The sequence below is a fragment of the Pseudomonas fluorescens genome (genome assembly GCF_002837185.1).
Taxonomy (GTDB): Bacteria; Pseudomonadota; Gammaproteobacteria; order Pseudomonadales; family Pseudomonadaceae; genus Aquipseudomonas; species Aquipseudomonas fluorescens_AM.
The window spans coordinates 21,608-42,663 of the sequence record NZ_KZ478017.1 but is presented as its reverse complement, the minus strand read 5'-3'; the positions used below and the strand labels follow the sequence as shown (position 1 = coordinate 42,663).

Here is a 21,056-nt window from a genome sequence, read left to right as displayed (position 1 = left end):
GCCCTTCAGACCTGCGCCTGCGCCTGCGCCTGCGCCTGCGCGGCCCTTGCCCGTTGCAGGCGCAAGGTCGCCATCGCAATCGTCACCGCCAGCACCCCGCACAGGCTGATGACCATGGCCATCGGCATCGCCGTGCCGTCGTGCAACACCCCGACCAACGATGCCGCCCCCGCCGCCACACCGAATTGAATGCAACCGAGCAACGCCGAGGCGCTGCCGGCGCGCGCGCCTTGCCCATTCATGGCGCACGCTGAAGTGTTGGGCAGAATGCAACCCAGGCTGGCGATACAGATAAACAGCGGCACCAGCAACGGCCAGAGGGCTTCGGTGCGCAGTGCTGCAATCCCCAGCAGCGTCAGCGCCGCCGCCACGTAGACCCACACCGTACGCGAGAGCAAAAACGCCGGGCCGCGTTTGGCGAGTAACCGCGCATTCAACTGCGCCACCAGGATAAAACCGGCCGCGTTGGAGCCGAACAGCCAGCCATAATGCTCGGCGGGCACGCCATACAGTTTGATGAACACGAACGGTGAACCGGCGATATAGGCAAACATCCCGGCAATCGAGATGCCACCGGTCAGGGCGTAGCCCAGGTAAACCCGGTCCGACAACAGCGCGCCGTAACGGCGCAACGAGCCGGACAACGGCTGACGCGGCTGATGCGCCGGAAAGGTTTCCGGCAAGCCCACCGCGACCGCAATGGCTGCCATCACGCTGAACAGCGACAGCGCCAGGAAAATCGACTGCCAGCCCCACAGCCCCACCATCAGCCCACCCGCCAGCGGCGCGAGGATCGGCGCCAGGCCGGTGACCAGCATCAGTTGCGAATACACCTTGGCCGAGCCCACGGCGTCGCATTTGTCACTCACCACCGCCCGCGAGATCACCATGCCCGCGCAACCGCCGAGAGCCTGCACGAAGCGCGCACCGATCAGCCATTCCAGGGACGGCGCATAGGCACAGGCGAAGGACGCGAGGGTAAACAGTGTGACACCGCTGAGCAGCGGCACGCGCCGGCCAAAGCGGTCGGCCAGCGGGCCGTAGATCAATTGGCCGATGGCCAACCCACCGAAATACACCGCCAGGGTCAGCTGGATGTGTTTTTCGTCGGTCGCAAAAGCGCTCGCGATGGCCGGAAAGCCCGGCAGGTAAAAGTCGATCGCCAACGGCGCGAAGGCGCTCAAGGCGCCGAGGATCAGAATTATGCGAAGGTTCATCAGGCACCCAAGTGAGTCGGCAGCCCGACAGTCTAGCCGCGCTTGGGTACCTTGAACATTAAGATAGCTCGCTAACTATTAAAAATCAGACCACGGTGTAGCCTTCTTCCTTGATCAACTGTGCGATGGCTTCGCGCTCCAGCTGGCTTTGCACGCTGACCTGCTTCGCCGCAAGATCGACCGTCACCTCGGCATCCGCATCCTGGCTCCGCACCGCCTGAGTCACCGCCCGAACGCAATGGCCGCAGGTCATTCCTTCAACATTGAATATTTGCATGACAAGACTCCTTGGATGAGGTTGAACCCAGTCTCGACCTTGCCATGATGGTAAGGTCAAGTTTAAGAAACGTCGGCCGGGCTGGTATTCGGCGGCGACGTCGGCCAAGCTTGAACTTTATCGATGTGACCCACGGAGCATTCGCCATGCGCTGGTCGTTTCTCGCCCTTGCCGGCCTGATGAGTTTTTCTGCCGTTGCCCCCGCTCAAGACTATGCGGTGCTGATCATTTCCCGGGAGCGCCTGGAAGTGCCGACCACCTGTGAAATCGGCTTGTATATCCAGGATCAACTGGCCGGCCGCCTGTTTCAGGAAGAGTCCACTTCATTCAACCTGCCTGCCGGCAATGTGTCACTGCGCCTGAAACTGCTGCCGGGGCAATCGCCAGGCTGTCTGCCCGGCATGCTCGCCCCGCCCGCCCAGAACATCACGCTCAAGGCCGGTGACGTGCGCAAGCTGCGTATCGCCCAGGGCCCGGATGGGATGTACCTCAAAGCCGCCGAGTTGGGATATTAAGCTGGGAAACCAAAGGCACTTGACCTTACCCACAGGTCAAGGTTGATCCTAGGGGCACTGTCTTCTGGAGGACTGCCCCATGAATGGAACCACCACCTTTGACCTGCCCATCGGCGGCATGACCTGCGCCAGTTGCGCCGGCCGCGTGGAGCGTGCGCTGGGCAAGGTGCCGGGGGTGCAACGTGTCAGCGTCAACCTGGCCAACGAGCGTGCCCATATTGAAGCAGTCGGCCAGATGGATCCCGGCGTCCTGATTGCCGCCGTCGACAAAGCCGGCTACACCGCAAGCCTCCCCCAAGCTGAAACCACCACCCAGGCCGATCAAGCCCGGCGCCTGCATCGCGAACGCTGGGCGCTGATGCTGGCGATCGTGCTGGCGTTGCCCCTGGTGCTGCCGATGCTGGTCGAACCCTTCGGCCTGCACTGGATGCTCCCCGCCTGGGTCCAGTTCGCTCTGGCGACGCCGGTGCAATTCATAATCGGTGCGCGTTTTTACCGTGCTGCGTGGAAAGCCCTGCGCGCCGGCGCGGGCAATATGGACCTGCTGGTGGCGATCGGCACCAGTGCCGGTTACGGCCTGAGCGTCTATCAATGGCTCACCAGGCCCGCTCCGCATTTGTATTTCGAAGCTTCGGCCGTGGTGATCGCGCTGGTGCTGCTGGGTAAATACCTGGAGAGCCGCGCCAAGCGCCAGACCGCCAGCGCCATTCGTGCCCTCGAAGCGTTGCGCCCCGAGCGGGCAGTCCGTGTACGCGAGGGGCGCGAGGAAGAGGTCGCCATCACCGCGCTCACGCTCGGTGACCTGGTCATGGTCAAGCCAGGCGAACGCTTCCCGGTGGATGGCGAAGTCGTCGATGGCCAGAGCCATGCCGATGAGGCGCTGATCAGCGGCGAAAGCCTGCCGGTGCCGAAACGACCGGGCGACCGGGTCACCGGCGGCGCGATCAACGGTGAAGGTCGCCTGTTGGTGCGTACCCAGGCCCTGGGCGCGGAAAGCGTGCTGGCCCGGATCATCCGCCTGGTCGAGGACGCCCAGGCCGCCAAGGCACCGATTCAGAAACTGGTGGATAAAGTCAGCCAAGTGTTCGTCCCGACGGTGCTGGTAGTGGCATTGCTCACCCTGGCGGGCTGGTGGCTGTACGGCGCGCCCCTGGAGAGCGCAATCATCAACGCGGTCGCGGTCCTGGTGATCGCCTGCCCGTGCGCTCTGGGCCTGGCGACGCCGACGGCGATCATGGCCGGCACCGGCGTCGCCGCGCGCCACGGCATTCTGATCAAGGACGCCGAGGCGCTGGAGCATGCTCATGCGGTGAGCGCCGTGGTGTTCGACAAGACCGGCACCCTCACCTCTGGCGCGCCGAAAATCGCCCATCTGGCGGCGGTGGACGGCAACACGTCGCTGCTGCTGCAACAGGCGGGAGCCCTGCAGCGTGGCAGCGAGCACCCGCTGGCCAAGGCTGTGCTGGAGGCCTGTGACGAACAGGGTCTGGACCTGGCTGATGTCAGTGCCAGCCAGTCCCTGACCGGACGCGGCATCGCCGGCACCCTTGACGGTCGGCAACTGGCCCTGGGCAATCGACGCCTGCTCGAAGAAACCGGCCTTGACGCCGGCCCGCTGAGTCAGCGCGCGACGGATTGGGAAGCCGAAGGTCGCACCCTGTCCTGGCTGATCGAACAAGGCGCACATCCCCGCGTGCTGGGCCTGTTCGCGTTTGGCGACACACTCAAGCCCGGCGCACTGCACGCCGTGCAGCAACTCAAGGCGCAGCACATCAGCAGCCACCTGCTCACCGGCGATAATCGCGGCAGCGCGCGGGTGGTCGCAGAGGCTCTGGGCATCGACGATGTACACGCCGAAGTGCTGCCCGCCGACAAAGCCGCCACTGTGACCGCGCTGAAGAAAACCGGCGTGGTGGCCATGGTCGGCGACGGCATCAACGACGCACCGGCCCTGGCCGCGGCCGATATTGGCATCGCCATGGGCGGCGGCACCGACGTGGCCATGCACGCCGCCGGCATCACCCTGATGCGCGGCGACCCGCGCCTGGTGCCGGCGGCCCTGGAGATCAGCCGCAAGACCTACGCAAAAATCCGCCAGAACCTGTTCTGGGCCTTTGTGTATAACCTGATCGGCATCCCGCTGGCGGCCTTCGGCCTGCTCAACCCGGTGCTGGCAGGCGCGGCGATGGCGTTGTCCAGCGTCAGTGTGGTGAGCAATGCGCTGCTGCTGAAAACCTGGAAACCCAAGGACCTGGAGGATCTACGCCCATGAATATCGGCCAAGCCGCTCGCCAAAGCGGGCTGAGCGCGAAGATGATTCGCTACTACGAATCCATCGGCCTGCTCAAGGCAGCCCACCGCACCGAGAGCGGTTATCGCATCTATGGCGCCGAAGACCTGCACACCCTGGCGTTTATCAAACGCTCGCGGGACCTGGGGTTTTCGCTGGAAGAAGTCGGCAAGCTGCTGACCTTGTGGCAGGACCGGCAGCGCGCCAGCGCCGACGTGAAAGCCCTGGCGCGCCAGCATATCGAGGAGCTGAATCAGAAGATTCGCGAGTTTGAGCAACTGCGCGATACGTTGCAGGACCTGGTGGAACACTGCCACGGCGACCACCGGCCGGATTGCCCGATTCTCAAGGAGCTGGCTTCAGGCAAGTGCTGCACCTGACTGGCTGCACACAAATCCAATGCGGGAGGAGCTGGCAGTTTGTCAGTCAGGCATGTGTTGACTGATACAACGCCATCGGGGGCAAGCCCCCTCCCACATTTTGATCTTCATCTACCCGAACGTTACTGCATCCAGGGGCGAGCATTGGCCGGATTGTCCAATTCCTCAAGGAGCTGACTTCAGGCAAGTGCTGCACCTGACTGGCTGCACACAAAACCAATGTGGGAGGGGGCTTGCCCCCGATGCAGTGGTTCAGTCAACACATACAGTGACTGACACACCGCTATCGGGAGCAAGCCCCCTCCCACATTTTGATCTTCATCTACCCGAACGTTACTGCGTCCAGGGGCGAGCATTGGCCGGTTTGTCCAATTCCTCAAGGAGCTGGCTTCAGGCAAGTGCTGCACCTGACTGGCTGCACACAAAACCAATGTGGGAGGGGGCTTGCCCCCGATGCAGTGGTTCAGTCAACACATACAGTGACTGACACACCGCTATCGAGAGCAAGCCCCCTCCCACATTTTGATTTTCATCGACCCGAAGTTCACTGCATCCAGGGCGGCGGCGGTTCTTCTGCCGTCTTGGTCGATGGCGCATCATCCGCCGCGCGAATCGCTTGCTTGCGCTCTTCATCCAGCCGCGCTGCTTCAATCTCGCGGATCACACCGCCCACGTCCGCCAGTTCTTCCGGCTCGTCGAACTCACCGGTGAGGATACTGGCCGGGTGCAAGGTGCCGGCTTCGTACAACGCCCACATTTCCTTGGCGTACTTGGTCTTCTTCAGCTCCGGGGCAAAGCGCCCGAAGTAGGAGGCCATGTTGCCCACGTCCCGCTCCAGCATATTGAACGCATGATTGTTACCCGCCGCATCCACCGCCTGGGGCAGGTCGATGATCACAGGGCCCGTCGGCGTGAGCAGTACGTTGAACTCGGACAGGTCACCGTGCACCAGCCCGGTACACAGCATCAGCACAATCTGGGAAATCAGGAAGGCGTGGTATTCGCGCGCCTGGTCCGGCTCCAGCGTCACGTCGTTCAGACGCGGCGCCGCATCGCCGTACTCGTCGGCCACCAGCTCCATCAACAGCACGCCTTCAAGAAAGTCGTACGGCTTGGGCACGCGAACGCCCGCCCCGGCCAGGCGGAACAACGCCGCCACTTCGGCGTTCTGCCAGGCATCTTCGGTTTCTTTCTTGCCGAACTTGGAGCCCTTGGCCATGGCCCGGGCCTGGCGGCTGTTACGGACCTTGCGGCCTTCCTGGTATTCGGACGCCTGACGAAAACTTCGTTTATTCGCCTCCTTGTAAACCTTGGCGCAACGCAATTCGTTGCCGCAGCGCACCACATAAACAGCTGCTTCTTTACCACTCATGAGTGGGCGCAGCACTTCGTCGACCAGACCGTCTTCGATCAGGGGTTCAATGCGTTTAGGAGTCTTCATCAGCTTTTATTGTGGGTCCTGTATTACCAAACACGCGTGTGGCACTCGTTATACGGCAATCGGCGCGCCGGTGGGAGAGGCTACCGACCTCTGGCCCTCGAAGAATGCATTCAATATGCCAATTTTTCTGACGCTCAGCGCTCGATAATCGCCGTCACGCCCTGGCCCCCCGCCGCGCAGATCGAAATCAAGCCACGCCCTTTGCCCGCCGCATCCAGCAACTTGGCCAGGTTGGCGACAATACGCCCACCGGTAGCAGCAAACGGATGCCCGGCGGCCAGTGAACTGCCCTTGACGTTGAGACGGCTGCGGTCGATGGCGCCCAGCGGCGCCTCCAGGCCCAGGCGCGTTCTGCAGTAATCGGCATCTTCCCAGGCCTTGAGTGTGCACAACACCTGGGCAGCGAACGCTTCGTGGATCTCGTAGTAGTCGAAGTCCTGCAACGTCAGGCCATTCCTGGCCAACAGGCGCGGTACGGCGTGCACCGGCGCCATCAGCAGGCCTTCGGCACCGTTGACGAAATCCACCGCCGCCGCTTCGCCATCGCGCAGGTACGCGAGGATCGGCAAACCGCGCTCCCTGGCCCATGCCTCGCTGCCCAACAGCACCAGCGATGCGCCATCGGTCAGCGGCGTGGAGTTGCCGGCGGTGAGCGTGCCTTTTTCACTGCGTTCGAACGCGGGCTTGAGCGCTGCGAGCTTTTCCAGGCTCAGGTCGGGGCGCAGGTTGTTGTCGCGGGTAAGGCCCAGAAACGGCGTGAGCAAATCGTTGTGCCAGCCTTCGGCGTAGGCAGCGGCCATTTTCTGGTGGCTCTCAAGTGCAAGCTGGTCCTGCTCGGCGCGAGGGATCTGCCAGGTCTGCGCCATCAGCTCGCAGTGCTGGCCCATGGACAACCCGGTGCGCGGTTCACCGTTGCGCGGCAGCTGCGGCTTGAGGTGATGCGGACGAAGTTGTAACAGGACTTTAAGCTTATCTGCCATGGACTTGCTGCGGTTGGCTTGCAGCAACAGCTTGCGCAAGCCTTCATTGACCCCAATCGGCGCATCGGAGGTGGTGTCCACCCCACCGGCAATGCCGCACTCGATCTGGCCCAGGGCAATCTTGTTGGCCACCAGCAAGGCCGCCTCCAGCCCGGTGCCGCAGGCTTGCTGCACGTCGTAGGCCGGGGTTTGCGGCGACAGGCGCGAGCCGAGCACGCATTCGCGGGTGAGATTGAAGTCGCGGGAATGCTTGAGCACCGCGCCCGCCGCCACCTCGCCGATGCGCAGACCGTGCAGGTTGAAACGTTCGATCAGGCCTTCCAGGGCGGCGGTGAGCATCGCCTGGTTACTGGCGGTGGCGTATGGGCCATTGGAGCGGGCGAAGGGAATGCGATTACCGCCAATGATCGCCACACGGCGCAATTGAGTCATGGAAAGCTCCTTCTGTCTGTTATGGGCTAGATCACTGAGCCTAGTCGAACGCCTGCTACCCTGGGATGGTCAACCCTTTGAACCCCAGTCTTCGGAGAGCGTTCCATGTCTGACCGTTATATCGACTTCGCCAACTCCAGCCTCGGCCATCGCCTGGTCGCCGCCCTTGGCCTGCCGTCACCGGTGCGCCTGGAACGCTGGCAAGCCGGGCGCCTGCGCCCGGTGCAAGGTGCGCTGCTGCTGGGCGGTGGCGCGCTGGCGAGTAAAGTCTTGCCGTTTGCCAACAAACTCACCGATGCGCTGTACAGCTATGGCGCCCAAACGCTGGACGCGCCGGCGTGGATTCCCGGGCACGGTCCCAAACTCAAGGCCGTGGTGTTCGACGCCAGTACCTTGCAACACACCGACCAGCTCAAGCAACTGCGCGAATTTTTCCAGCCATTGCTGAAAAACCTCGATCACAGCGCACACCTGGTGATTCTTGGCCGGGCGCCGGAAAGCCTCAGCGACCCGTTCGCCGCCAGCGCCCAGCGCGCCCTGGAAGGGTTCAGCCGTTCCCTGGCCAAGGAGCTGCGCAGCGGCGGTGTGTTGCAGTTGCTGTACGTGGGCGAGGGTGCCGAAGACCAGCTGGAGGGCGCGTTGCGGTTTTTCCTGTCCCCCAAGAGCGCCTATATCTCAGGGCAAGTGATTCGCCTGGAGGCCTGCACCACGCCGGTCGAGGACTGGACGCGCCCGCTGGCCGGGCGCAGGGCGCTGGTGACCGGCGCCGCCCGTGGTATTGGCGCCTCCATCGCCGAAACCCTGGTGCGCGATGGCGCCGAGGTGATCCTGCTGGATGTGCCCCAAGCCAGGGCCGACCTCGACGCCCTGGCCGCACGCTTGAACGCCCGCACCCTCACGCTGGATATCTGCGCCGAGGACGCCGCCGCGCAGTTGATCGAACACGTGCCCGACGGCCTCGATATTCTGGTGCACAACGCCGGTATCACTCGCGACAAGACCCTGGCCAACATGACCCCGGAATACTGGGACGCCGTGCTGGCGGTCAATCTCAATGCGCCGCAGGTGCTGACCCAGGCGCTGCTCGACAGCGGCACCCTGCACGACAATGCCCGCGTGGTGCTGCTGGCCTCCATCAGTGGCGTCGCCGGCAATCGCGGGCAAACCAACTACGCCGCGAGCAAGGCCGGGCTGATCGGATTGGCCCAGGCATGGGCACCGCTGTTGAAAACCCGTGGGATCAGCATCAATGCCGTCGCACCCGGCTTTATCGAAACCCAGATGACCGCGCATATCCCGTTCGCCCTGCGCGAGGCCGGCCGGCGCATGAGCTCGCTGGGCCAGGGCGGCGTGCCGCAGGATGTGGCCGAAGCCGTGGCCTGGCTGAGTCAGCCGGGGTCGGGCGCCGTCAGCGGCCAGGCACTGCGAGTGTGCGGGCAAAGTCTTCTGGGAGCGTGACTATGCAATGGCAGACAGTGGACAGCACACCGTTTCTACCACCGCTATACTGGCGCGCGGCACTCAAGCGCAAGATCACCGGCAGCGCACTGCCCGAACATGGCTTGCGTTGCCAGGTGCACGTCGATCCCAAGGCTGTCGCGGCGTACCGCAAGGTCTGCGGGTTTGCCGACAGCCCGATGCTGCCGCCGACCTATCCGCATATCCTGGCGTTCGGCCTGCAGATGCAGCTGCTGACCGACAAGACCTTTGCATTCCCGTTGCTGGGGCTGATCCACTTGAGCAACCGCATTCGCGTGCATCGGCCCCTGGGCGGTGTGAGTGAGCTGACCGTCGGCGTGTATACGTGCAATCTCAAGCCCCACGCCAAGGGCGCGACCTTCGATGTGATGACCGTGGTCGAGGACGCCCTGGGGTTGCTCTGGGAAGCTGAAAGCACAATGTTATGCCGTGGTGTGAAGCTTGCGGGCGAGACCGTGGATCATGGGTTGTCTGTGCACGCCCCCCTCAGCGAGCTGACCCGTTGGAAAGCCCCCGCCGATATCGGGCGACGCTATGCCCGCGTGTCCGGCGATTACAACCCGATTCATCTCAGCGCACCGACGGCCAAGCTGTTCGGCTTCCCCCAGGCCATCGCTCACGGGCTGTGGAACAAGGCACACACCCTGGCGGCGATGGGCGAGCAACTGCCGCTCGCCAATGTCGACATTGAAGTTGAATTCAAAAAACCCGTGCGCCTGCCCGGCGAAGTGATACTGATGACCAGTGGCGCCGGTTCAAGTGGCGAGTGGGTGTTGAACGGCGCAGGGGCTATTGAGCATATGCTCGGAAAGTGGCAACCGATTGCCTGAAGCGCACTGTTTAATTGTATATATACATCTTAAGTTATAGCGGACCCTACAGGGTCCGCTTTTTTTACTTAACTCATTGAATAATATGAAATAAAATCTCTGAACTTCTCGACTTTATACCGTTCGCATTAGCGCTTAAGCCGACTAAAACCTTATGTATATAAATCGTTAATACCAAGTTGAGCGTTGCGAGAAAACCGGCCCGGGTCTGTGATTAATCACACGGACAAACGTATCGCTAGCCGAAGAAACAGCGAACGTTTGAAACAACCAAGGTTGTACCAGGTGCAAGGAACTCAATCATGAAAACTCAAGTGGTGTTCTGGAAAGCAAGTACCGCACTGGTGGTGATTCTGGCAATGAGCCTCGGCGGCTGCAGCAGCGGTGGTGGCGGGCACAAATCAAGCGTGGCGGCGTCATCGCCGGATGCCGGCGCAGGTGCCGGTGGCGGTACGGGTGGTGGCACCGGCGACGGCACTGGCGGTGGGGCCGGTGGTGGCACTGGCGGCGGTACCGGTGGTGGTACAGGCGATGGCACTGGCGGTGGGACCGGTGGCGGTACTGGTGGTGGCACCGGCGGCGGTACAGGCGGTGGTACTGGCGGCGGTACAGGCGGTGGCACTGGTGGCGGTACAGGCGGTGGCACTGGCGGTGGTACAGGCGGTGGCACTGGCGGCGGCACCGGTGGTGGCACTGGCGACGGCACTGGCGGCGGAACAGGTTCGACAGCCACCCCGCTCGTCACTGGCCAAATCGTCGGCACCCTCGGCACCACGGTGGGCAATGTAGGCGCAGCGGTGGGCGATCTCGGTTCGACCTTGAACGGTGTCCCCATTGTCGGCACGACGGCAGGCGGCCTGGTCACCTCGGCCGGCACCGCCGTCACCCGCATTGGCACGGGCGTCACCGATGGCCTGGGCTCCCTGGGCACCAACCGCAACTCGCTGGGCATCACTGTCGCGGGTGTCGGCAACGGCGTGTCCGATTTGGGCAGCGGCCTGTCGACCACCGGCAGATCGCTGTCGACCACCCTCGGCGGTGTCCCCGTTGTCGGCGGTTTGACAGGCGGCGTGGGCGGCGCAGCCGGTGGCGTGGTGGATAACATGGGCACTACGGTGACCATGCTCGGCGATACCCTCAGCACCGCCAGCACCACCGGTCCATTGGGCTCCGTGACCGGCACCCTGAACCGCAGAGTACTGGTGCCGGTGGTTTCGCTGGCGGAAAACACCACCGGCAACCTCGGCAATGCGACCGGTCTGGGTACACCTGTCAACGGCCTGGTGGACAAAGTGGGCGCCGCCGTCACTGGCCTCGGCACCCAGGTCGCCAGTACCGGCGGTACAGGCAACCCTGTGACCACTCTCGTCGCCAGCGTGCTGACGGGCGTAGGCGGCACGCTCGACACGTCCGGCGGCTATGTCGCGCCCACCGGCGGCGCCGCAGCCCCCGGTATACCGGAGCTGGCAGGTGGCCTGGTGAACAACGCAGGCACCGGCCTCAACGTCGGCAACACCAACGGCACCGTCAGTGCAGCCGGTGTGACCGGCGGCGCATTGGGCAACACCATTGCCTCGGTGGGCAGCGTACTGGGTGGCACGGGTGTCGCCAACACCGGCGCCACCGCCCCGGTCGCAACCGTGGCCACCAATGTCGGCGCAGCCTTGAACCCAGTGACATCCGGCGTCACCACACTGACGCAAAACATCGGCACCACCACCGGCGTCGGCGCTCCGGTCGATGGCCTGGTGACCCAAGTCGGCGGCGCCGTCAGCAGCCTGGGCACTAACCTGAGCACAGCCAGCGCCAACCCGGTCACCACGACCCTGGGCACCACCGTAACCGCCGTGGGCAATACGGTAGGCTCAGTGGGCGGCCTGGTCACAGGCGGCAACGGCGGCACCGGCGGCACTGCAGCAACCGGAGGCCTGGGCGGTTTGGTGAACGGCCTGACCGGCAGATAGAAAATGCACCTGGCCGATTAGACGGTCTCCCCCGCGGCGCCTACGCTTGGTTGAGACGAGAGACACGGAGTCAGTCTCTCGTCTTTTTGATGGGCTGCCGCAGTTGACCAAGGAGTGTCCCATGCGCGTGTTCACGCCGTTGTTCCTGCTGACCCTCAGTGCTTACGCCCAGGCCGAGACCCTTCCCAACTTCCTCAACAGCAACGACACCATCCGCACCTTGCCGGTACCCAACCTGCCCGCCGACGCCTATCGACCGGCCAAGCCGCACACCCAGGTGCCTGTAGCGCCGCCCACTGCCGGCCAGCCACTGTTGATGGACACCAGGGTGACCATCCGCAAATTGCAGATCGAAGGTGGCACGGTCTATCCGCTCACCGAGACGGCCCAGGTCTATGCACCACTGATTGGCCATGAGACCAATCTTGCGCAATTGATCGAAGCCACCCGGGGCATCACCCGTCGCTACCAGCAGGACGGCTACCTGTTGTCCTACGCGTTCCTGCCGCAACAGACCTTCGAAAACGGCCTGGTCCGCGTGGTGCTGGTGGAAGGCTACATCAAGGATTACCAGCAGACCGGCGACATCGGTGCGGTGTCGGTCTATGTCGACAAACTGGCGCAAAAACTCCTGGCCGAACGCCCACTCACGCGCAAGACCTTCGAGCGCTACACCACCCTGATGAGCCGCATCCCCGGCCTCACCGTACAGGCGCAAGTGCCGCCGCCGGGCACCACCGATGGCGCCACGCACATGCAGATCCAGGCCAGCCGAAAACCCTTCACCACCAGCATGAGCCTGGTGCAGAAAAGCCGTGGCGGCACCCAAGCGTTGCTCAGCGCCACCAGCAATGCGCAAACCTCCCTGGGCGAACAGCTGAGCCTCAGTGGCCTGTTCCCGCCAGGCGAGGACAAAGAGCATTACTACCGCGTGGACTACAACCAGTTCATCAATGCCGAGGGCACCCAATGGGCACTCGCCGCGGAGCGTTATCGCGCCGATCCCCACAGCCGTGTGCAACTGGACGGCGGCTTCGAACTCAAACCCCATCAGTCGATCGATCGCTACTCCATCGGCCTGAGCCACCCCTTCATTGCCTCGCCCACCGAGTCACTCACCCTGGGCACGCGCCTGTACGCGGTGGACCAGACCACTCGCTATAAACTGGTGGGCTACCCGCTGCGCTTCGATATCGAATCCAACCTGCGTGCCCTGGCGTTCGAGGGCGACTGGCGCAAGGCCGACGCGCGACAGCTGCGCATCCTCACCGGCGGCCTGTATCAAGGCATCGACGGTTTGGGCGCCAAGGCGCGCAGTGACCTGGACGTGGCCAAACCGGACCTCGACTTCTTCCGCCTGCGCCTGTCCGGCGTACAAAGCGACAAGTTCTTCGACAACTGGCAAGGCGTGCTTTCAGGTGCACTCTACTGGAGCGACAACACCCTGCCCGACAGCGAGCGCGCCACGTTTGGCGGGCAGAACTTCGGCCGTGGCTACCCCGACGACCAAGGCTCGGGCGACAAGGGATGGGGCGTGGCGTACGAGGTCAACTACAGCTTCAACCGGTCCGGCGACTGGGTGAAGGTGCTGCAGCCCTATGTGGTGCTCGACCGCGCCAAGACCTGGTTCAACGACCTGCCGGTCAAGGCCAGCGACATGTCCTCGGCGGCAGTGGGTTTGCGCTTTGGCGATAACAATTACTACAACATCGCCCTGGAAGCCGCCAAGCCGATGTCGGACATCGCTTTGGACAGCTTCAACCGACGTGCGCGGTATACGCTGAGCTTCAGTTATCAGCTCTGACGAGAGCCTCAAGCTCCAAGCCTTGAGCTGCAAGCGGGAATACGGGAAACCCACTTGCCGCTTAAGGCTTGAAGCTTGTAGCTGCTGTCAGGGGAAACAAACTGTTGAGCGTATCGATCAGCCGCACCAGATAGATGGGCTTGCGAAACAAGTCCAGTACCTGCAGGCGCAGCATATCGCTGACGTCGTCCATCTCGGCATGGCCGGACATCACGATAACCGGCAGGTGGGAACGCGAGGTGTGCTCGCGCAGGCGTTTGATCAAGGAGATACCGCTTTCCTCGGGCATGCGCAGGTCGGTGATGACCAGGGCGATATCGGGGTGCAGGGTGAGCTCCTGCAGGGCGAACGTCACGGAGGTGGCGGTAAAGCAAACGAAGCCCTCGTTCTCCAGCGACTCCGCCAGTTCAACGAGGGCATCTTCTTCGTCGTCCACCAACAGTATTTGCTGGCGGGGAGATACAGCAGCATTCATGGGCACGACCTGACCAATCAACAACGGGAACTCACGGAGTAATTGCTGTACCGATCCTGGTAAAGAAGGCAGTGATCTGTGGCCCCAGCGTTGTCCCGGCGGCGAGTATCACCAGCGCTACAATCGCCACAAGTATGAGGTATTCGATTGCTGTCGCGCCGTCTTTACGATGAAACAACAATTGGAGTTGAACGTAAAGCTTCATCAGCAGAGCAAGGACCATAACACTTCTCCTCAGGCGATTGGCGCCTTAATTCTGGTACCGCACGGTAATCGCGATGTGCCACTTCAGCATTGTCAACAAAGCCCGCCTTCACAACTGTAAGAACTGATTAGTCATAAAGTAATAGGTGCATTTCTGACCTCTTAAACAGGTGTTTTCAAAGGAATCGCCCTACATCCTGAAGAAATCTTTCTGCCAGTAATGGCATTTCGTCCTAGCTGAACTACCGTCAAATAGCGAAATAGTTAGTCACCGTTCATCGCTGCCAAGTTGCGAAATTTGCCTGTTGGATATGCGGGCCGTCGTGCAACAGGAAAAGGAGAGCCGTCATGAACACGCGTCTGAGCATGGTACTGGCCGGTGTGTTACTGGTCGGTGCGCTGTTTGCCGGTTACTGGGGATTGGTCCTCAGCCGTGAGCCCGCTCCGGCGCCGCCACCGCCACCAGCGGCTGCTCCCGTGGAACAGGCCGTCGCCGTGGTGGAGGACCAGACCCGTCAGTCGGTAGTCGTACTGGCCCACGATGTGCCCCCCTTCGTCCCCCTGGTTGCGGCTGATCTGAGCATCGAAAAACTGCGCACGGCACCGGCCGGCAGCATGAGCAGTGTCGACCAGGCCATCGGCCGTACACCGTGGCGCGCACTCAGCGCCGGCAGTTGGCTGAACGATGACAGCTTCACCCCCGGCGGGCCGCTGGCGCGCATGATCCGTGCGGATGAACGCGCCCTGGCGGTCGCCGTCGATGAAGTGATTGGCGCCGCCGGTCAATTGAGCCCTGGCGACTATGTGGACGCGCTGCTGTACCTGCGCCAGGACGCCGCCAACCTTGAACAATCGGCCCAAGTAGTGATCCCCGCCATGCGCCTGCTCAGTGTCGGCGACCAGATGGGCCTGACCAACGACGGCACCCCCGCCTCACCTCCCGCGCTCAGCGCCGAACAGAAAGCCCAACGCCAGGCCCCCTCGCGCACAGTGGTGCTGGCCGTGCCCGAACAGCTGTTGAGCCGGTTGATGCTGGCCACCCAGGCCGGCACCTTGCGCCTGGCCGTGCGCAGCGCCGACGAACACTTGCTGAGCCGCTACTGGGCCGGCGAAGGCGATGCGCCGGGCAACCTGCAGAACGCTAACCGCGACCTTTATCAGTTCACGCAACTGGCCTTCGCCCAGGCCCCCAGGAAAGTGGCCCAGAGCAGCGCCCCACGCCGGGCCGGTGTCGAGGTGATCCGTGGCATTCAAGCAACCCAACAAACACCCGACTGAACAAGGATGCTGTGCATGAACCGACGTTTCATACCGGTGTTCACGCGAAAAATCGCCTGTGCCCTGTTGCTGTCGCAGCTGTCCATGAGCCTGGCCGTGGCCGCTCCCGGCAATTGCGCCAGCCTTGGACAACTGCCCGCCGCGTTGTCGGTCGGCGAGGGCCTGCAACAGCAATTGCAATCGCCGGTAGCGATCACGCGCCTGGCCATTGGCGATCCGAAAATCGCCGACGTTCATCTCAATGGCGACCGGGCCTTCCTGCTCACCGGCGTCGGCTCGGGCACCACCAGCCTGATGGTCTGGACCGCCTGCTCGACCACGCCACGCCAGAGCATGGTCTTCGTCAAGGGCAAGGCCAACACCGCCTTGACCAGCCTGTCGCTGTCGCCGGCCGATGATCCGCTGCTGCCCAGCCAGGTACAGACCGATATCCGCTTCGTCGAAGTCAGCCGTACCAAACTCAAGGAGGCAAGCACCAAGATCCTCGGCATCGGCAACAACTTTTTCCTGGGCAGCCCGAACTTGCTGTTCCCCACACCCAGCACCTTCAAACTGCCGGTGAGCGCGGACACCTTCAATATCGGCTTTGGCGGTGGTCGCGTCTCGGCGATGATCAACGCCCTGGAAAGCAGCGGCTTCGCCTACACCCTTGCCCGGCCAAGCCTGGTTGCCATGAGCGGGCAAAGCGCAACCTTTCTCGCCGGTGGGGAAATACCGGTGCCGGTGCCGAGCAGCGGCAGCGATAGCATCTCGATTGAATACAAGGAGTTCGGCATCCGTCTGACCCTCACCCCGACCGTGGTCGACCGAAATCGCATTTCCCTCAAGGTGGCGCCGGAGGTCAGCGAGCTGGATTACACCAACGCCGTGGTCATCGAAAATATCCGCGTGCCGGCCCTGACCATCCGTCGTACCGATACCAGCGTGTCCCTGGCCGACGGCGAAAGCTTTGTGATCAGCGGCCTGATAAGCAGCAACACCACCACCAACATCGGCAAGTTTCCCGGCCTGGGTGACATCCCGATCCTGGGGGCGTTCTTTCGCGATTCTTCGGTCAGGCGCGAAGACAAGGAGCTGCTGATGATCGTCACGCCGCACCTGGTGCAACCGCTGGCGGCCAATGCCCGGCTGCCGTCGTTGCCCGGTGAGAAAATGCGCAACTACGACCCGAACTGGTACCGCCTGTTCTTCCTGGAAAACGGCAATTTCGACCGTCTCAACGGGTTGTCTCAATGAGCGATAACCTGAGCCAGACGTTCCTGGCAATCACCCGCAACACCACCGACCTGGAGTGGCTGCAGGGCGCGCTGGCGCCCCTTGGCCAAGTGGTCAGCGCCGGCAGCGGCACCCTCGATGAATTGCTCGCCCTGGTCGATGTAACCTTCGCCAACCTGGTCTTCATCGGCCTTGACCGCGAGCACCTGGTGGCCCAGAGCGCGCTGATCGAGGGCGCGCTGGAAGCCAAGCCGATGCTGGCCATCGTCGCCCTCGGGGACGGCATGGACAACCAGTTGGTGCTCAATGCCATGCGCGCCGGGGCGCGGGACTTCGTCGCCTACGGCTCGCGTTCCAGCGAAGTCGCAGGCCTTGTACGCCGCCTGAGCAAGCGCCTGCCCCCGGTCGCAACCAACACGCAACTGGGGGGCCTCTCGGTGCTCTACGGCACCCAGAGCATTTCCGACGGCGCACTGCTCACCAGCCACTTGGCATTGGTGGTGCAAAAGAGCGGCCAGCAGACGTTGTTGCTCGACCTGGGCCTGCCACGCGGTGACAGCCTGGCGCTGCTGGGCCTGGAAAGCTCGTTCAACTTCGGCGATGCCTTGCGCCACCTGAGGCGACTGGACACCACCCTGATCAACAGCGCCTTTACCTCGGCCGAAGGCGGCCTGCGCATTCTCGCCTATGCGCCCAACGACGAGCCCCTGGAGCGCACCAGCGCCGCCGAGCTCTACATGCTGCTCAGTGCGCTGCGCCATCACTTCCAGCACATTGTGGTGAACCTTGCCGGCCAGCCGGACAGCGAGGCCCTGCGCACCTTTGTCAGCCATTGCGACAAACTGCTGTGGTACACCGATCAGAGCGTACTGGACTGCCGGCGCAACCTCGCCGTACTGAATCTGTGGCGCGAGAAAGGCATGAAGCTCGACCATGCCGGACTGCTGATTGATCGCTACATCAAAAGCTGTGCGCCGCACGCCGAAGCCTTGAGCAAAAGCTTCGGCCTGGAAGTGATTGCCGTGTTGCCACTGAGCCCGGAGGTCCGGCTGAACGCCAAGAACCAGGGGCAGACCCTGTTTGCCTTGACACCGCGCGAAGCCCTGACTCAGGCGCTCAAAACCCTGGGCGAGCGCTTGGCGAAACGTTCGCAAGACGCCAACCGGAAATCACCCAGCCGCTGGCTGGATCGCTTGTTGGGAGCCGATAAATGACCAGCGAAAAACTCTTCGGCGCCCCCGCACGGGGCCTGGGTGGCACCACCGACCACGACGGCCTGAAACTGGTGCTGCACCGCTACATCATCGATGCCATCGAAGAGTCGGGGAAAAACCTGCTGGAAGGCTCGCGCCAATCCCTGGCGCAATTTGTCATCGACAAAGTCGCCGAGTACATCAACCGCATGCACCTGGCGATCTCGCGCTACGAGATGGAGCGCCTGGCCGAAGAAATCGTCGACGAACTGACCGGTTTCGGCCCGCTGGAAGTGCTGTTGCGCGACCCCTGCGTCACCGAAATCCTGGTCAATGGCCCGCACCGGGTGTTTATCGAGCGTGACGGTCTGCTGCACCAGAGCGACCTGCGCTTTATCGACGCGCACCATGTGGAACGTGTCATGCAACGCATCCTCGCGCCGCTGGGGCGGCGCCTGGATGAGTCGTCGCCGATGGTCGACGCACGCATGCCCGATGGTAGCCGGGTCAATGCGATCATCCCGCCGATTGCCCTGGACGGGCCGTGCCTGTCGATTCGAAAATTTCGCAAGGACATGCTCAAAAGCAGCGACCTGGTGGCCATGCAGACCATTGACCAGAACATTTTCGACTTCTTCCAGGAGGCCGTGGGCAAGCGCTGCAATATCCTCATCAGCGGCGGGACCGGCACCGGCAAAACCACGCTGCTGAATATTCTCAGCCAGTTGATCAACCCCCATGAACGCCTCGTCACCATCGAGGACGTAGCCGAATTGCAACTGGGCCATCCCCACGTGGTGCGCCTGGAAACCCGTCCGCCCAATGCCGAGGGCCATGGCGAGGTCAAGGCCAGCGACCTGATCCGCAACGCCCTGCGCATGCGCCCCGACCGCATCATCCTGGGCGAAATTCGCGGCGTGGAAGTGCTCGATGTCCTCACCGCGATGAACACCGGCCACGACGGTTCCATGAGCACCGTGCACGCCAACAATGCCGCCGATGCCCTGCTGCGCCTGGAAACCCTGGTGGGCCTGACCGGTCGCGTGGTCGCGGAAAAGACCCTGCGCCAGATGATCTGCGCGGCATTGGATGTGGTGGTCCAATTGACCCGCCTGCCGGACGGTCGTCGTTGCGTCAGCGAAGTGGTCGAGGTGGTGGGCATCCGCGAAGACGTGTACGTGACCAACACCCTGTTTCGCCATGACCGGCGTACCGGCTTCGGCTTCGTGCGCGAGGCGCTCAACCCGGCTGGCGAAAAGCTGCGCCGCGAAGCGGTCTAGCCCTGGAGAGGAATCGAGCATGACAGGGGCCATCCTGCTACTCATCTGCGTGATGCTTATCGGCCTGTCGATCTGCTCATTCCAGAACGGCGTACGCCGCGCCCGGACCGAACGCGTACTGGACCGCCTCGCCGAAGGCCAGCCGCAGCTCGTCGAAGAAAGCGTGTCCTGGAGCGGCGTGGAACGCATGTTCCTGCGCGCCGGCCTGGGCAAACCCAGTGACAGCCTGGGGCTGTGGCTGACCGCCTGGGGCCTGGGCGCGGTGCTGGGGTTGATGCTCGCCGGCTGGCTCGGCCTGCTGGTGATGCTGATGTTGCCTCCCGTGCTGCTGCGCCTGTACATCGCCTGGCGTTATCAACGCCGGATCAAGCGCATGATCGAACAATTGCCGCAGTTGCTTGACCACACCGTGCGCAGCCTCAAGGCCGGACGCACCCTGGCCGACGCAGTGCTGGGCGGTATCGAAGTGACCGAAGACCCGCTGAAAAAAGCCATGGGCCGAGTCCGGCGCAACGTGCAACTGGGCGTCAGCCTGCCGGAGTCCGCCCACGATTTCGCCGAATTCTACGAACGCGACGAGTTCCGTCTGTTCGCCCTGGGCTTGAAGGTCAATCACCGCTACGGCGGCAATGCCAGCGAGCTGTTGGAAAACCTGATCAAGATGATCCGCGAGCGCGAGCAAGCCGCGCGCCAGCTTCGCGCCCTGACCGGCGAAACCCGGGTGACCGCCTACGTGCTCACCGCGTTGCCCATCTCGATGGTGGGCTATTTCCTGGCGGTCAACCCGGCCTACCTGATGACCATGTGGAACGACGGCACCGGTCGCCTGCTTTTATTCGTCGCCCTGACCATGCAGGTGCTCGGTTGCTTCACCCTGTGGCGCATGTTGCGGAGCGTGTGAGATGGCCATTTCGTTGCTGATCAGCGCCATGTTGTTTCTGGCCGCCCTGGTGCTGGTGCTGGCCAACCTGATCAGACATCGGCGTGGTCAGCGCCTGGTTGCCCAGCGCCTGCAAGGCCGGATGGGCCGCGAACACCGCCTCGGTGCGATGATGCGGCAGTTGGGCAACAGCCCGCTCGCGCAACGTTCGGTCAGCCTGGACAACGAAACCCAGACGCTGCTCAACCGCGTGGGTTGGCGCAAAGCCAGCCAACGCTCGATGTTCGCTGCCTTCCAGATCGGCACGCCGGTGCTGCTGTTGATCGTGACCCTGATCACTCAGCAGGTGCTGGTGCCCAAGGGTGATTCGCCGTGGCTGGTGCCCCTGATCGCGCTCGGCATCGGCTACCTGTTGCCCAAGCGCATCCTGGCCAACTTGGCCAAGACCCGTCAGCAGCGCATCTCCCAGGAAGTCTCGACGTTCATTCCACTGCTGCGCATCCTGTTCGAATCGGGCATGGCGGTCGAACAGGCGCTGCGTGTATTGAGCATCGACGCGCAACGCCTGCTGCCGGCGCTGACCCATGAATTGCGGCTGATCCTGAACCGGGTCGACTCCGGCCTTGAGCTCAGTGAAGAGCTGGGCAAGACCGCCAGGCTGCTGGCCGTGGATGAGTTCACCGACACCTGCATCATCCTCCAGCAACTGGTGCATCAGGGCGCCGGCGCGATGAAGTCGTTGCTGGCGCTCAAGCAATTGCTCGACGACCGACGCCTGACCCGCATCCAGGAATTTGTGTCGAAGATGTCGGCGAAGATGTCGGTGGTGATGATGGTGTTTCTGTTTCCCGCCTTGCTGATCGTGCTCGGGGGGCCGGCATTCATCGGCATCACCCGGGCCTTGAGTAACTTATGAGGAATG

General features: G+C 63.0%; 19 protein-coding genes. 13 read left to right on the top strand and 6 right to left on the bottom strand.

What is annotated here, in order from left to right:
• Positions 1 to 5: 5 nt before the first annotated feature.
• Together CIB54_RS22625 and CIB54_RS22620 are read right to left on the bottom strand one after the other, a co-directional pair.
• Positions 6 to 1,217 carry a multidrug effflux MFS transporter gene (locus tag CIB54_RS22625; protein ID WP_101221020.1) on the bottom strand — a complete coding sequence of 404 codons (1,212 nt, stop codon included), beginning with the start codon at positions 1,215 to 1,217 and terminating at the stop codon, positions 6 to 8.
• 85 nt (positions 1,218 to 1,302) lie between these two features.
• The gene (locus tag CIB54_RS22620) at positions 1,303 to 1,494 is read right to left on the bottom strand and encodes a heavy-metal-associated domain-containing protein (RefSeq protein ID WP_101221019.1); all 192 of its coding nucleotides are present in this window, start codon (positions 1,492 to 1,494) and stop codon (positions 1,303 to 1,305) included.
• Positions 1,495 to 1,640: 146 nt separating this feature from the next.
• Between CIB54_RS22620 and CIB54_RS22615 the strand changes: the two genes are divergently transcribed.
• The 3 genes from CIB54_RS22615 to cueR all read left to right on the top strand — a co-directional run bounded on the left by CIB54_RS22615 (position 1,641) and on the right by cueR (position 4,679).
• Positions 1,641 to 2,009: a hypothetical protein gene (locus tag CIB54_RS22615; protein WP_065951407.1), complete on the top strand. Its 369-nt coding sequence runs from the start codon at positions 1,641 to 1,643 to the stop codon at positions 2,007 to 2,009.
• Between the two features lie 79 nt (positions 2,010 to 2,088).
• Positions 2,089 to 4,281, top strand: a complete 2,193-nt coding sequence (locus tag CIB54_RS22610; protein ID WP_101221018.1) for a heavy metal translocating P-type ATPase — start codon at positions 2,089 to 2,091, stop codon at positions 4,279 to 4,281.
• On the top strand, positions 4,278 to 4,679 hold the full coding sequence (gene cueR, locus CIB54_RS22605; protein ID WP_065951409.1) for a Cu(I)-responsive transcriptional regulator: 402 nt from the start codon (positions 4,278 to 4,280) through the stop codon (positions 4,677 to 4,679). The genes CIB54_RS22610 and cueR overlap by 4 nt, the downstream gene beginning before the upstream one ends.
• A 544-nt stretch (positions 4,680 to 5,223) precedes the next feature.
• Here the strand turns inward: cueR and CIB54_RS22600 are convergent.
• Positions 5,224 to 6,120 (bottom strand): PA4780 family RIO1-like protein kinase, encoded by an 897-nt coding sequence (locus CIB54_RS22600; protein WP_065894635.1) that lies wholly within the window; start codon positions 6,118 to 6,120, stop codon positions 5,224 to 5,226.
• 134 nt (positions 6,121 to 6,254) lie between these two features.
• Positions 6,255 to 7,532: an acetyl-CoA C-acetyltransferase gene (locus CIB54_RS22595; RefSeq protein ID WP_101221017.1), complete on the bottom strand. Its 1,278-nt coding sequence runs from the start codon at positions 7,530 to 7,532 to the stop codon at positions 6,255 to 6,257.
• Positions 7,533 to 7,637: 105 nt separating this feature from the next.
• Here CIB54_RS22595 and CIB54_RS22590 point away from each other — a divergent pair, with 105 nt between their 5' ends.
• From CIB54_RS22590 to CIB54_RS22575, 4 genes are all read left to right on the top strand, one after another.
• A complete protein-coding gene (locus CIB54_RS22590) occupies positions 7,638 to 8,990 on the top strand; it encodes a 3-oxoacyl-ACP reductase (protein ID WP_065951411.1) in 1,353 nt (450 codons plus the stop codon).
• Between the two features lie 2 nt (positions 8,991 to 8,992).
• Positions 8,993 to 9,841: a MaoC/PaaZ C-terminal domain-containing protein gene (locus CIB54_RS22585; RefSeq protein WP_101221016.1), complete on the top strand. Its 849-nt coding sequence runs from the start codon at positions 8,993 to 8,995 to the stop codon at positions 9,839 to 9,841.
• A 302-nt stretch (positions 9,842 to 10,143) separates the two neighbouring features.
• Positions 10,144 to 11,805, top strand: a complete 1,662-nt coding sequence (locus tag CIB54_RS22580) for a collagen-like triple helix repeat-containing protein (RefSeq protein ID WP_101221015.1) — start codon at positions 10,144 to 10,146, stop codon at positions 11,803 to 11,805.
• A 121-nt stretch (positions 11,806 to 11,926) separates the two neighbouring features.
• Positions 11,927 to 13,609 (top strand): ShlB/FhaC/HecB family hemolysin secretion/activation protein, encoded by a 1,683-nt coding sequence (locus tag CIB54_RS22575; RefSeq protein WP_101221014.1) that lies wholly within the window; start codon positions 11,927 to 11,929, stop codon positions 13,607 to 13,609.
• A gap of 61 nt (positions 13,610 to 13,670) precedes the next feature.
• Here the strand turns inward: CIB54_RS22575 and CIB54_RS22570 are convergent, their stop codons facing one another.
• On the bottom strand, positions 13,671 to 14,084 hold the full coding sequence (locus CIB54_RS22570) for a response regulator (protein WP_101221030.1): 414 nt from the start codon (positions 14,082 to 14,084) through the stop codon (positions 13,671 to 13,673).
• A gap of 31 nt (positions 14,085 to 14,115) precedes the next feature.
• Positions 14,116 to 14,307: a Flp family type IVb pilin gene (locus tag CIB54_RS22565; RefSeq protein ID WP_101221013.1), complete on the bottom strand. Its 192-nt coding sequence runs from the start codon at positions 14,305 to 14,307 to the stop codon at positions 14,116 to 14,118.
• 329 nt (positions 14,308 to 14,636) lie between these two features.
• Between CIB54_RS22565 and cpaB the strand changes: the two genes are divergently transcribed.
• Genes cpaB through CIB54_RS22535 form a run of 6 tightly spaced genes read left to right on the top strand, consistent with a single transcriptional unit; the run spans position 14,637 to position 21,050 of the window.
• Positions 14,637 to 15,566 (top strand): Flp pilus assembly protein CpaB, encoded by a 930-nt coding sequence (gene cpaB, locus CIB54_RS22560; RefSeq protein WP_101221012.1) that lies wholly within the window; start codon positions 14,637 to 14,639, stop codon positions 15,564 to 15,566.
• A 15-nt stretch (positions 15,567 to 15,581) separates the two neighbouring features.
• Positions 15,582 to 16,802, top strand: coding sequence for a type II and III secretion system protein family protein (locus tag CIB54_RS22555; RefSeq protein ID WP_101221011.1), 1,221 nt, complete (start codon positions 15,582 to 15,584; stop codon positions 16,800 to 16,802).
• A complete protein-coding gene (locus CIB54_RS22550) occupies positions 16,799 to 17,995 on the top strand; it encodes a CpaE/TadZ family protein (protein WP_101221010.1) in 1,197 nt (398 codons plus the stop codon). Before CIB54_RS22555 ends, CIB54_RS22550 begins: the two co-directional genes overlap by 4 nt.
• Positions 17,992 to 19,254 carry a TadA family conjugal transfer-associated ATPase gene (locus tag CIB54_RS22545; RefSeq protein WP_101221009.1) on the top strand — a complete coding sequence of 421 codons (1,263 nt, stop codon included), beginning with the start codon at positions 17,992 to 17,994 and terminating at the stop codon, positions 19,252 to 19,254. The genes CIB54_RS22550 and CIB54_RS22545 overlap by 4 nt, the downstream gene beginning before the upstream one ends.
• A 19-nt stretch (positions 19,255 to 19,273) precedes the next feature.
• Positions 19,274 to 20,155, top strand: coding sequence for a type II secretion system F family protein (locus tag CIB54_RS22540; protein ID WP_065951421.1), 882 nt, complete (start codon positions 19,274 to 19,276; stop codon positions 20,153 to 20,155).
• Position 20,156: 1 nt separating this feature from the next.
• Positions 20,157 to 21,050 carry a type II secretion system F family protein gene (locus CIB54_RS22535; RefSeq protein ID WP_101221008.1) on the top strand — a complete coding sequence of 298 codons (894 nt, stop codon included), beginning with the start codon at positions 20,157 to 20,159 and terminating at the stop codon, positions 21,048 to 21,050.
• Positions 21,051 to 21,056 lie beyond the last annotated feature (6 nt).

What these genes read in the sequence shown, in the direction of transcription:
- CIB54_RS22625 (WP_101221020.1), bottom strand. Translation starts at nt 1,217, where the DNA reads ATGAACCTTCGCATAATTCTGATCCTCGGCGCCTTGAGCGCCTTCGCG.
- CIB54_RS22620 (WP_101221019.1), bottom strand. Translation starts at nt 1,494, where the DNA reads ATGCAAATATTCAATGTTGAAGGAATGACCTGCGGCCATTGCGTTCGG.
- CIB54_RS22615 (WP_065951407.1), top strand. Translation starts at nt 1,641, where the DNA reads ATGCGCTGGTCGTTTCTCGCCCTTGCCGGCCTGATGAGTTTTTCTGCC.
- CIB54_RS22610 (WP_101221018.1), top strand. Translation starts at nt 2,089, where the DNA reads ATGAATGGAACCACCACCTTTGACCTGCCCATCGGCGGCATGACCTGC.
- cueR (WP_065951409.1), top strand. Translation starts at nt 4,278, where the DNA reads ATGAATATCGGCCAAGCCGCTCGCCAAAGCGGGCTGAGCGCGAAGATG.
- CIB54_RS22600 (WP_065894635.1), bottom strand. Translation starts at nt 6,120, where the DNA reads ATGAAGACTCCTAAACGCATTGAACCCCTGATCGAAGACGGTCTGGTC.
- CIB54_RS22595 (WP_101221017.1), bottom strand. Translation starts at nt 7,532, where the DNA reads ATGACTCAATTGCGCCGTGTGGCGATCATTGGCGGTAATCGCATTCCC.
- CIB54_RS22590 (WP_065951411.1), top strand. Translation starts at nt 7,638, where the DNA reads ATGTCTGACCGTTATATCGACTTCGCCAACTCCAGCCTCGGCCATCGC.
- CIB54_RS22585 (WP_101221016.1), top strand. Translation starts at nt 8,993, where the DNA reads ATGCAATGGCAGACAGTGGACAGCACACCGTTTCTACCACCGCTATAC.
- CIB54_RS22580 (WP_101221015.1), top strand. Translation starts at nt 10,144, where the DNA reads ATGAAAACTCAAGTGGTGTTCTGGAAAGCAAGTACCGCACTGGTGGTG.
- CIB54_RS22575 (WP_101221014.1), top strand. Translation starts at nt 11,927, where the DNA reads ATGCGCGTGTTCACGCCGTTGTTCCTGCTGACCCTCAGTGCTTACGCC.
- CIB54_RS22570 (WP_101221030.1), bottom strand. Translation starts at nt 14,084, where the DNA reads ATGAATGCTGCTGTATCTCCCCGCCAGCAAATACTGTTGGTGGACGAC.
- CIB54_RS22565 (WP_101221013.1), bottom strand. Translation starts at nt 14,307, where the DNA reads ATGGTCCTTGCTCTGCTGATGAAGCTTTACGTTCAACTCCAATTGTTG.
- cpaB (WP_101221012.1), top strand. Translation starts at nt 14,637, where the DNA reads ATGAACACGCGTCTGAGCATGGTACTGGCCGGTGTGTTACTGGTCGGT.
- CIB54_RS22555 (WP_101221011.1), top strand. Translation starts at nt 15,582, where the DNA reads ATGAACCGACGTTTCATACCGGTGTTCACGCGAAAAATCGCCTGTGCC.
- CIB54_RS22550 (WP_101221010.1), top strand. Translation starts at nt 16,799, where the DNA reads ATGAGCGATAACCTGAGCCAGACGTTCCTGGCAATCACCCGCAACACC.
- CIB54_RS22545 (WP_101221009.1), top strand. Translation starts at nt 17,992, where the DNA reads ATGACCAGCGAAAAACTCTTCGGCGCCCCCGCACGGGGCCTGGGTGGC.
- CIB54_RS22540 (WP_065951421.1), top strand. Translation starts at nt 19,274, where the DNA reads ATGACAGGGGCCATCCTGCTACTCATCTGCGTGATGCTTATCGGCCTG.
- CIB54_RS22535 (WP_101221008.1), top strand. Translation starts at nt 20,157, where the DNA reads ATGGCCATTTCGTTGCTGATCAGCGCCATGTTGTTTCTGGCCGCCCTG.